Origin of the sequence: Kribbella sp. NBC_01245 (assembly GCF_036226525.1) — a bacterium.
Lineage (GTDB): Bacteria > Actinomycetota > Actinomycetes > Propionibacteriales > Kribbellaceae > Kribbella.
Genome location: NZ_CP108487.1, coordinates 406,415 through 416,406, shown reverse-complemented (window position 1 = coordinate 416,406; position 9,992 = coordinate 406,415). Strand labels below are relative to the sequence as shown.

At 67.6% G+C, this 9,992-nt stretch carries 10 protein-coding genes and 1 pseudogene; 5 read left to right on the top strand and 6 right to left on the bottom strand.

Annotation, left to right across the window (positions count from 1 at the left end; genetic code table 11):
* Positions 1-30 precede the first annotated feature (30 nt).
* The gene (bldD, locus tag OG394_RS01885; RefSeq protein ID WP_442914266.1) at positions 31-552 is read left to right on the top strand and encodes a transcriptional regulator BldD; all 522 of its coding nucleotides are present in this window, start codon (positions 31-33) and stop codon (positions 550-552) included.
* Positions 553-685: 133 nt separating this feature from the next.
* On the opposite strand, the gene OG394_RS01880 is transcribed toward bldD, so the two are convergent.
* From OG394_RS01880 to efp, 3 genes are read right to left on the bottom strand one after another with little or no spacing between them, the layout of a single operon-like run.
* Positions 686-1,555, bottom strand: coding sequence for a hypothetical protein (locus OG394_RS01880; RefSeq protein WP_328993003.1), 870 nt, complete (start codon positions 1,553-1,555; stop codon positions 686-688).
* A 41-nt stretch (positions 1,556-1,596) separates the two neighbouring features.
* Positions 1,597-2,007, bottom strand: coding sequence for a transcription antitermination factor NusB (gene nusB, locus OG394_RS01875; RefSeq protein ID WP_328993002.1), 411 nt, complete (start codon positions 2,005-2,007; stop codon positions 1,597-1,599).
* 33 nt (positions 2,008-2,040) lie between these two features.
* A complete protein-coding gene (gene efp / locus OG394_RS01870) occupies positions 2,041-2,604 on the bottom strand; it encodes an elongation factor P (protein WP_328993001.1) in 564 nt (187 codons plus the stop codon).
* Between the two features lie 201 nt (positions 2,605-2,805).
* Between efp and OG394_RS01865 the strand changes: the two genes are divergently transcribed.
* The 3 genes from OG394_RS01865 to OG394_RS01855 are packed head-to-tail and all read left to right on the top strand — an operon-like array spanning position 2,806 to position 5,357.
* A complete protein-coding gene (locus OG394_RS01865; protein ID WP_328993000.1) occupies positions 2,806-3,684 on the top strand; it encodes a hypothetical protein in 879 nt (292 codons plus the stop codon).
* A gap of 48 nt (positions 3,685-3,732) precedes the next feature.
* Entirely contained in the window at positions 3,733-4,377 is a 645-nt protein-coding gene (locus OG394_RS01860) for an RNA polymerase sigma factor (RefSeq protein WP_328992999.1), read from the top strand.
* Entirely contained in the window at positions 4,374-5,357 is a 984-nt protein-coding gene (locus tag OG394_RS01855; protein ID WP_328992998.1) for a hypothetical protein, read from the top strand. The genes OG394_RS01860 and OG394_RS01855 overlap by 4 nt, the downstream gene beginning before the upstream one ends.
* Positions 5,358-5,969: 612 nt before the next feature.
* On the opposite strand, the gene OG394_RS01850 is transcribed toward OG394_RS01855, so the two are convergent.
* From OG394_RS01850 to OG394_RS01840, 3 genes are all read right to left on the bottom strand, one after another.
* The gene (locus OG394_RS01850; RefSeq protein ID WP_328992997.1) at positions 5,970-6,782 is read right to left on the bottom strand and encodes a response regulator transcription factor; all 813 of its coding nucleotides are present in this window, start codon (positions 6,780-6,782) and stop codon (positions 5,970-5,972) included.
* 123 nt (positions 6,783-6,905) lie between these two features.
* On the bottom strand, positions 6,906-7,346 hold the full coding sequence (gene aroQ / locus OG394_RS01845; RefSeq protein WP_328992996.1) for a type II 3-dehydroquinate dehydratase: 441 nt from the start codon (positions 7,344-7,346) through the stop codon (positions 6,906-6,908).
* Between the two features lie 4 nt (positions 7,347-7,350).
* Positions 7,351-7,929: a TetR/AcrR family transcriptional regulator gene (locus OG394_RS01840; protein WP_328992995.1), complete on the bottom strand. Its 579-nt coding sequence runs from the start codon at positions 7,927-7,929 to the stop codon at positions 7,351-7,353.
* A gap of 81 nt (positions 7,930-8,010) precedes the next feature.
* Here OG394_RS01840 and OG394_RS01835 point away from each other — a divergent pair.
* Positions 8,011-9,990 (top strand): annotated as a pseudogene (locus tag OG394_RS01835) (HelD family protein); the annotation flags it as partial.
* Positions 9,991-9,992: the final 2 nt, after the last annotated feature.

The following is a 9,992-nucleotide window of genomic DNA, read 5'->3' as shown; positions in this document are numbered from 1 at the left end:
GATCCGCATTGGGATCTGACATCGGAGGGAATGACCAGCGTGCCTAGCGAATACGCGAAGACACTTGGCGGCAAGTTACGCGCCATCCGCCAGCAGCAGGGCCTGTCCTTGCATGGCGTGGAAGAGAAGTCCAAGGGTCGCTGGAAGGCGGTTGTGGTCGGCTCGTATGAGCGTGGCGACCGAGCCGTCACCGTCCAGAAGCTCGCCGAGCTCGCCGATTTCTATGGCGTGCCGATCCGTGAGCTACTCCCAGGTTCCGCGAGTGCGGCGGCGGCAGCGGCCGCTCCGCCGAGGCTGATCCTCGACCTGGAGGCCCTTCAGCACCTCGACGCGTCGGAGGCCGGACCGCTCACGCGGTATGCGGCGACCATTCAGGCGCAGCGTGGTGACTACAACGGCAAGGTGCTGTCGATCCGTCAGGACGACATGCGCACGCTCGCCGTCATCTACGACGAGTCTCCGACCACTCTGACCGAGCGCTTCATCTCCTGGGGTGTTCTCAACCCCGAGGCGAAGGGTGACGTCGAGGTCGAGGAGACCGCCGGCGCTTGAGCAGTACTCGCCGCATTCTGAGGAGATCGCGGCGACCGTAGTGCAGCTCTCAAGAGGGCTTTGAGGAGAGTGGGATTGCCCACCCTGGGCGTAGTGGTGGTCAGACGCCGAGGGTGGGCCAAGCGGCCCTGGATCAGCCGGCAGTGCCGATCCAGTCGCCCGGAGCCGGATCGCGATGGAAGGCGACGAAGATCAGGTCTTCTTCGCTCGCACGCATCGGGTCGAAAAGTACTTCGGCGTAGCCGGTGCCGGGCATCGCGGATCGGTCGTTGCTCCGGCGGGTCACCCAGCGATCGGTCCCGTGGGCGTCGGCGAACTTCACCACGATGTCGGCGCCGACGATCGTGCGCTGGCCTTGGTCGTTCTGGCTGGTCCGGATGGTGACCTCGGTGATCTCACCCTCGACCCGGCGGCCTTCGGTCAAGAGCCGGGTCCGGTCGGCGATCTGCTGCTTCAACCGTCGGTTGTGCTTGATCCCGAAGACGACGAAGAGCACGGCGATGACCACCAGAAGCGCCGGGAACCAGATATCCGCGTAGTAGGCGATCCAGCCGAACACGCTCCACGACTCGTCGGTGTGGAACGCTGTATCGACCTTTGTCCCAACCTCCAGCGGCTTGATCCAGCTTCGCGAGTCCACCACGACGCCGGCCGCGACCGCGCTGACCCCGAGCGGCGCCAGCAGGGCCGGCCGCTTCTCTCCCCCGCGGTAGCGATCGACCAAGGACCAGGTCACCCCGGCCGCCACGACCATCCCGATACCGCCGACAACCAGCAGGATGCCGATCGTCGCGGGCCCCCAGTAGGTCGGATACGGCACCCGCTCGTCGAAGACGCTATCGGTGAACGTATGCCTCAGCACTTCGACCAACGCGCCGATGCCCCGGCCGAGCACGAAGGCACAGACCGCCTGCGCCACCGCGCCGATGATCGCGCCGACCAGCACGGCCGGTTGTCCCGCCTGGCGCTGCCGCTTCGCGCGACGTGCCGCGACCGGATCCATCTCGCTCAAAGTCTCGAAACCCAGCCTGAAGCGAGCAGGCGTCAGACGCCGAGGGTGGGTTTGAGCTGAAGGAGACGGGCCAGCAACCCGTTGACGAAGGCCGGGGATTCGTCCGTGGACAGATCCCTGGCCATGGCCACCGCTTCGCTGACCGCGACGACGTCCGGCACCTGCTCGTCGTACAGCAGCTCGTAGACGCCGATCCGCAAGATGTTGCGGTCGACGGCGGGCATCCGGTCCAGCGTCCAGCCGACCGAGTGAGTGCTCAGCAGGTCGTCGATCGCCGTGATGTGCGTCGACACCCCTTCGACCAGGGAAACGGTGAACTCCGCCACCGGTGGGTCGTTGTCCTCGAGCCGCTCGGCCAGCGTGCCGCCAACGGCAAGGCCACGCACCTCCGACTCGTACAGGACGTCGAGGGCGCGCTTGCGGGCCTTACTCCGGGCAGACATCTTTGGTTAGCGGCTCTCTCGCGAGTCAGGTGATCAGGAGGTGACGCGGCCGAGGTAGTCCCCGGTCCGGGTGTCCACCTTGACCTTCTCGCCGGTGGTCAGGAACAGCGGCACCTGGATGGTGTAGCCGGTCTCCAGCTTGGCGGGCTTGGTGCCGCCGGTGGAGCGGTCGCCCTGCAGACCGGGCTCGGTGTACTCCACGGTGAGCTCGACCGAGGCCGGCAGCTCGACGTACAGCGGGAGCTCCTCGTGCACCGCGACGATCGCCTCCTGGTTCTCCAGCAGGAAGTGCGAGGCCTCGCCGACCACCTCGGGGGTGATGGTGAGCTGCTCATACGTCCCGGCGTCCATGAAGACGTAGGACTCGCCATCGTTGTACAGGTACGTCATGTCGCGCTTGTCGACGTTCGCCACGTCGACCTTGACGTCGGCGTTGAACGTCTTGTCGACGACCTTGCCGGACAGCACGTTCTTCAGCTTGGTGCGCATCACCGCACCGCCCTTGCCCGGCTTGTGGTGCTGGAACCAGACGACGGACCACAGCTGCCCATCCAGGTTGAGCACCATGCCGTTCTTGAGGTCGTTCGTCGTTGCCACGCGGGAAGCCCTTCGATGTCGATCAGGTCGATGACGCAGTGAAAGTCGTCAGCGGTACACCGGATTGTAGCGGTCAGGACCCCTCTCAGCCGATTCCGTGCTATCGGTCCGCCGCTCGCGGGCGGGTAGTTGACCGGTCGCGGACTGGTAGCGGCCTACGATGCGGAACTGACAGCGGTACGCCGGACGCCGGGAGGCGCCATGTTCGAGATCCTCTTCGCCATCGTGGTGGTCATCATCGTGCTCTTCGGCAATGTGGCGAAGGCGATGAAGAAGAAGCCGGCCGCGGCGGCACCGTGGGCCCGGGTGCAGAACGGCGCCCAGCGGTTGCAGACCTGGGCGGCGCCGCAGCCGATGCCGCCCGCCATGCAGCCGGCGCCGATCGCGCCGATTCAGCCGTATACCTTTCCCACGCCTGGGGGCTTTCCTACGCCCGGGCCGCAGCAGTACGGAGCTCCTCAGCAGTACCAAGGCGGTCCGGTGCAGTTCCAGGGCGGGCCTCAATACCAGGGCGGGCCGGTGGGCGGGCAGCACTGGCAGCCTGGCGTGCAGATGCCGTTCCAGACGGATCCGGGGCGGCAGCCGATCAACCGGGTGCCGTCGAGCCAGCAGGATCTCGACAGCCGGGTGCGCAAGCTGATGGACGCGGGCCACGAGGTCGGCGCGGTCCGGCTGCTCTGCGACGAGGCGGATCTCGGCATCATCGAGGCGCAGCGCTACGCCCGCTCGCTCGCCGGCCTGGACGCGCCCGCCGGTCTGGACGCGCCCGCCGGTCTGACAGCGCCCGCCGGTCTGGATGGCGCTGCCCCGGCACAGCGCCGTACGGCGGACGAGCGTGACGTCGATCCGGAGACGCGGGATATCGGGTCGGCGGCGTTCGCCACGTCGACGTTCGACCTCGGCGAGGACGAGGGCTGGGCCAGCGGCTGGACGGACAAGCCCGAGGCGGACGACCGTACCGATATGGACGAGCTCTGGCGTACGGTCCGCGAAGCCGGCCAGCCCCGATCGGCCTCAGCCTCGGCCGGGCGGGCCGACGAGGACAACTCGGTGTTCGACTCCGAGATCGATCTGGACTGACCACCCGCTGCCGCGGAACCGGCGTCGCTCGGCCGGACTCTTCCGGATATGAGCACACGAGCAGCGACGCTGGGGGTGGCCGTGTCCCGGTCGGATCGCGATATCGGCGCCCCTGACCAGCATCTGTGGGCGCGATTACGGGAGGCCGACGAGCAGGCCCTCACCGCGCTCTTCCGTCGGCACAGCGATGCCGTCTATAACTTCGCGTTCCGGCGGTTGTCGTCGTGGTCCGCCGCGGAGGACGCGGTCCAGGCCACCTTCACCTCGCTCTGGCGACGGGCCCGAAGCGGCCGGATCGACGTACTCACGCTCGAATCCGCCCGGCCGCTGCTGCTGGTGATGGCCGGGCACGAGTGCAGCAACCTGCTTCGGTCCAGCCGTCGCCACCTGGCGCTGGTGGACCGCATCACCGCGCTCGACCGTGGCGCCGACGAGCCCGACCCTGCCGCCGCCGCGGCGTCCCGACTCGACGACGAACGCGCGATGGCCCGGATCCGCGAAGTCCTGGACGAGATCCCGGCCGCACAACGCGAGGTGGTCGAACTCGTCGTCTGGTCGGAGTGCTCGATGGCCGAGGCGGCTCGCGCGCTCGGCATCCCCGAAGGCACGGTCAAATCCCGGCTGGCCCGCGCCCGCCGTGCCCTCGCCACCCGTCTCGATCTCGGTAATCCCGCCCTGGAGGTATCGGAATGACGCTCAAGCCTCCGGCCGAACGACGGCTCCCGCAACCGCAGGCCGTGCTCGACCAAGTACTTGCCGACGGCAACCACCCGGTACGTCGTACCTGGCTGATCCCGGTCGCGGCGGCCGCTTCGGTGGCAGTCGTCGCGGGCGGGTTGTTCGTGGCCTCGCGTGGTGGTGCCGCTGAGCTGTTGCCCGATCAACCGCCAGTGGCCTCTACTTCCCAGACGGCTGTTACTTCCCGGACGGCCGTCGCGCCTGCTGAGGAGAGCATTTCCCTCACCGTCGGACGGCTCAAGGCGAGCGAACGCGCGGCGGCCGCGGCCGGTTGTCTTCGGCAGGTGGTCCCGAACGGCATCGTCGGCGACATCGCCCATCCGCTGCGATCGCGTGGCTCGGGCAAGTACCCGACCAGGCTCACCCTCACCGTCACCGACGCTCGGAGCGGCCTGATCTACGGCTGCGTCGGGCGGTTCATCGCGGGCCAACCGCAGTTCGAGGCCGCGGTCGTCGGTGGTGATCCGGCTGCCGCCGCCGCACACAAGATCAGGCTCAACCCGCCCGACCGGACCCACCCGGCCGCGCCGACCGAGGGGATGTCCCAGACGGGGCACGTCTCGCTGGATGCGAAACCGTCCTTCTTCGCCATGTACAGCTGGTACCGGGTCGACGAGCGGGTCGCGACCATGCGCCAGCGCATCCTCGTGAACGGCAAGGCCGGGCCTTGGTACGTCGGGGATGCGGTCGACGGGTACGTCTACCTGGAGACCTGGGACAAGTCGACGGTGTTCCGCAAGGGCGACAAGGTCCAGGTCGAGACCCAAGTACGCGACAAGGCCGGCAAACTCCTCGATGCCCCCGCCGACCAAATGGGTGGTGGCGGGCTGACGCCGAGCCCCGGCACGACCCGGATCGACGTCGGCATCGTGAACCCAGACCCGATGGCCGGCCTCCCCAACCTCGCCCGAATCGACTGGCACCAACGCCGCTAAGCGGGTCCTACGCCGCTGAGTTGGTCCTACGAACCGCAGGCGGGCTGCCGCTCGGGCGCTTCCACACCGGCGGTTCCACACCGGCGGTTCCACACCGGCGTTTCCCCTGCCACTGTCGGACGCGAAATGCGGCCCGCCTGTGGACACCCCTGCGACGGTCGGACCCAAAATGCGGGGCGCCTGTGGATATCGCTGCCACGGTCGGACGCGGAATGCCATACGCCCAAGCCAATCTGGGGATAACTCCCCCGCGAGGTGCCTTGTTGTGTTTGCACACGCGCGACACAAGGAGGCACCTCGCGGGAGGGTTTTGCACAAATTCGCCCGCATGTGTGCGGTTCGGGCCTAGGGGCCGTGGGCTCGGTATCCACAGGCGCCCCGCATTCCGCGTCCGACCGTCGCAGGGGTATCCACAGGCGAGCCGCATTCTGCGTCCGACCGTCGTGGCGGTGTTCGCAGACGGGCCGCATTTTGGGTCCGACCGTCGCAGGGGCCGTCGCAGGGGGTGCCCACCGGCGGGCCGCATTTCGCGTCCGACCGTCGTAGTGGTGTCCACAGGCGGGGCCGCATTTTGGGTCTGACCGTGGTGTGCGGCGGAATGGGGCGGGTCGGCTAGATGAGGCCTTCGCGGAGGGCGTAGGCGACGGCGTGGGAGCGGTTGCGGAGGTGGAGGCGGCTGGTTACGTCGTGGAGGACGTTTTTGACGGTGCGTTCGGAGTAGGAGAGTTCGCGGGCGATCTCCTGGGTGTCCTTGCCGTCGGCGACTAGGCGGAGGACTTGGGTTTCGCGGTCGGATAGGCCTGTGTGGGATAGGCCGCGCGGTGCTAGTACGTGGCGTTGCATGCGGGAGACCTGGCCGAGGAGCCGGCCGAGTAGGTCCGGGGGCAGGCTGCCGTCGCCGGCGGCAGCTGACCGCACTAGGTGCACGATCCGGTCGGCGGTGGCGTCGGAGCGGCGGAGTACGCCGGAGACTCCGAGCTCGACGGCGGTCATCAGGGCCTCGTCGTCGATGGTGCCACCGATCAGGACGGTACGGCGGCAACCGCGTTTGGTGGCGGCGCGCAGTACCTGGATGGCGACGGGGTCGAGCGAGTCGGCCGCGATCAGGCCGATCACGGGCGGGCCAGTGAGGGGCCGCCTGTGCACGGCAGGTGCCGCGACCGCGGGCGCGGCAACCGCGTGACCGTTGGAGCCGGCGACAGCGTGACCGTTAGCCCCCGGGATGGCGTGACCGTTGGAACCGGCGGCCGCGTGGCCGTTGGGGGCGGTGGCCGTGCGGGTGTGGGCGGTCGGTGGGGTTAGCTGGGCCAGGTCGGCGTCGGTGAGTAGGGCGATCTCCGGGCGCTGGCGTAGGGCGTGTACGAGGCCGAACTGGGATAGCGGGTCTAGGGCTTTTACCCAGACCGGAATGCGGTGATTCGTCAAAACTTTCACTCCCCCAAGAGCGTGGCGTAGACGGTTCGGAGTCTCAGACATCGACTCGTCAACAATCCTCCGGCCAAGCCTTCAGGAAGCCTTAAAGGCCTTCTGCCGGCAACCCCCGGCAGGTCAGGGCAGCGTCGTGATGGCGCGCAGGGCCAGGCGGTAGGAGTCGAGGCCGAAACCGGCGATCGTGCCGTTGGCGACCGCGCTGACGACGCTGTTGTGCCGGAACTCCTCGCGGGCCGCCGGGTTGCTGATGTGCACCTCGATCAGGGCGGCCGTGCGCTGGGCGCAAGCGTCCCGGAGGGCGTACGAGTAGTGCGTGAACGCCGCCGGATTGAGCACCACCGGCACCCGGCCATCGGCCGCTTCGTGCAACCAGCCGACCAGCTCGGCCTCGTCGTCCGTCTGCCGCACCTCGACCTGCAGCCCGAGCTCGGCCCCGGTCTTCTCGCAGTCGGCGACCAGGTCGGCGAACGTCGTCGCGCCGTACACGTCCGGCTCCCGCGACCCCAGCCGGCCCAGATTCGGCCCGTTCAGCACTAGCACCTTGCGCAGTTCCGTCACGCCATCAGCCTAGTAGGTCGAACCCTTCGGATGCCTCCGTGACAGCCACCGGATAGCGCTCGGCGGCGGTCGAACCGTCGGCCAGCGCCTGCCAATTGCGCCGGGCAAGCACTCGCTGGGTCGCGACGACTTGTGCGGCCCGCACGTTGGCGGCCAACTCGCCATAGGTCTCGATAAGGCTCTCGGCGAGCGCTTCCTCATCCTGTACGACGAGGTCGAGCACGCGGCTCGCGAGTTCTGGCGTGGTGAAGACGAGCCGGTGGTACGCCAGCACTACGGGGTGGTCGTTGAGCCCGGTCACCGGATCGCGACTCTCCAGGTTCGCCAGGAAATGCCGACGCAACGCCTGAATCGGATCCTCGCCCGATTCGCGTTCGCGGACGACGCGGGCCGCCTCGCGCTCGTGGTCGGCGATCCGATCGAGGGCCAGGTCCTGCTTGGTCGGGAAGTACTTGAAGAGGGTCGGCTTCGACACCTGTGCCGCCGCGGCAACGTCCGCCACCGACACCGCGGCAAAACCACGCTCGAGGAAAAGAGTGATCGCCGCCGACGAGATCGCCTCGCGCGTGCGCTGTCGTTTCAAGTCCCGCAATCCGGCCACAGCTCAGCCTAGCAAAGTGTTAACCTGGTCAATGTCTTAACCGAGTTAACCTTTTGGAGCGTGATGCGAGACCTGACCGCAGAGGCGGCGTACGCGAACCGCTGCCGGGAGGCCTTGCGGCGCATGGTCGACGGTGCGCGGTCGAATATCGCGACCGGCGAGCTGACCTGGGGCGATCGCTATACGGCCGAGCGGCTCGGCTATTACCTGAAGAGCCTGGCGCGGGAGCTCGCGGATGAGCCGGACAGCCCGCCGTTCTTCGGCACCATCGCGTACCCGGCGGATTCGCCGCTGAAGGAGCATCGCGGCCAGCAGTACTACCTCGGCCGCCGGCACATCTCCGACGAGATCGGCCGCCCTCCCCTGGTGATCGACTGGCGTGCCCCGGTGTCGACGGCGTTCTACCGGGCCACGGCGAGCGATCCGCTCGGCATCGGCCTCCGCCGCCGGTACGGCTGGTCCGACGGCACGTTGACCGGCTTCGAGGACGAGCGCCTGGATCAGGCCAAACACCTAGCCAGAGACCTGGCCAATGACCAAGCCGGAGACCAACCCAGGGACCAAGCCGAAGCCGAAGGCGTGAGCCGGCTGATGATGGCCGAGATCGAGCGCCCTCGGGTCGGACCGATGCGGGACATCGTGGCGACCATCCAACCCGAGCAGGACGAACTGGTCCGTGCCGGCCTCGAGGAGTCGATCTGCGTCCAAGGCGCACCTGGTACCGGCAAGACGGCCGTCGGCCTCCACCGCGCGGCGTACCTGCTCTATGCCCATCGGAACCGCCTCAAGCGCAACGGCGTACTAGTGCTCGGCCCCAACCGCGCATTCCTGCACTACATCTCCGCAGTGCTACCGACACTCGGCGAGGTCGACGTCGAGCAGACCACGGTTGAGCGCCTACTGGCTCGCGGAGAGCCGAGGGCCGTCGATAGTCCCGGCACCGCCGTGGTGAAGCACGACGCCCGCATGGCCGACGTACTGCGTAATGCCTTGTACGGGCTGGTCACCAAGCCGGAAGAACCAGTGGTTGCCAAAGACGGCTCCTACCGGTGGAGGGTCTACCAGGACGAGTTCCGGCGGATCGTGGATGACACGCGCAGAGAGGGTACGGCGTACCTGGTCGGCCGTGAGCGCGTAATCGCCCGCGTAGTCGCCGCAATGCGTAGGCAGGCCGAAGCGCGCGGGCAAACGGCCAACGCGATCTGGACGCGCAAGATGTCGCGGGCCGTCCTACCGTTCGTAGACGCCGTTTGGCCCGCTGCAACCGCCGTAGAAGTGCTGGCCGATCTCCTGTCGTCACGGGATGCCATAGCCCGCAGGGCCGACGGCGTACTGACGACTCAGGAGCAAGAGGCTCTGGCCTGGCAGAAGCCGCCGAGGTCGTTCAAGAGCGCGAGGTGGTCCTTGGCCGACGTCGTACTGCTGGACGAGCTAGAGGGTCTACTGGCTCGCCCAGACGGCTATGGCCACGTAATCGTCGACGAAGCGCAGGACCTCTCGCCGATGGAGTGCCGGGCTATAGCTCGTCGGAGCGAGATGGGCTCGATCACGGTGCTGGGCGATCTAGCGCAAGGTACGACGGCCTGGGCGACTAGGGATTGGAAGGAACAGCTAGCGCATCTCGGTAAACCTCAGGCGGAGATAGTCGCCTTGAGTACGGGCTATCGCGTACCGGCCGAAGTGGTTGCCCTGGCCAACCGATTGCTGCCGCTGCTGGATGTAGACGTACCGCCGACGCGTTCGTTCCGTTCCGACGGCCAAGTCCGCTTCAACCGCGGCGGCACACTGCAGGTAACGAGGGAGGCATTAAAGACCGAAGGCTCGATCGGCGTAATCGTCGCCGACACCAGCCTGACCAAAATCAGCGACGAGCTAGCCGAAATCACCAACAACCGCGTAACAGTGATCGCGGCATCCCTGGTGAAAGGACTCGAGTACGACCACGTGATCGTCGTCGAACCGGCCGACATCGTCCAAGCCGAGACGCGTGGTCTCAACCGCCTGTACGTCGCATTGACGCGAGCCGTCTCCCGGCTCGACGTCAT

What these genes read in the sequence shown, in the direction of transcription:
- bldD (WP_442914266.1), top strand. Translation starts at nt 31, where the DNA reads ATGACCAGCGTGCCTAGCGAATACGCGAAGACACTTGGCGGCAAGTTA.
- OG394_RS01860 (WP_328992999.1), top strand. Translation starts at nt 3,733, where the DNA reads ATGAGCACACGAGCAGCGACGCTGGGGGTGGCCGTGTCCCGGTCGGAT.
- OG394_RS01880 (WP_328993003.1), bottom strand. Translation starts at nt 1,555, where the DNA reads ATGGATCCGGTCGCGGCACGTCGCGCGAAGCGGCAGCGCCAGGCGGGA.
- OG394_RS01855 (WP_328992998.1), top strand. Translation starts at nt 4,374, where the DNA reads ATGACGCTCAAGCCTCCGGCCGAACGACGGCTCCCGCAACCGCAGGCC.
- nusB (WP_328993002.1), bottom strand. Translation starts at nt 2,007, where the DNA reads ATGTCTGCCCGGAGTAAGGCCCGCAAGCGCGCCCTCGACGTCCTGTAC.
- OG394_RS01865 (WP_328993000.1), top strand. Translation starts at nt 2,806, where the DNA reads ATGTTCGAGATCCTCTTCGCCATCGTGGTGGTCATCATCGTGCTCTTC.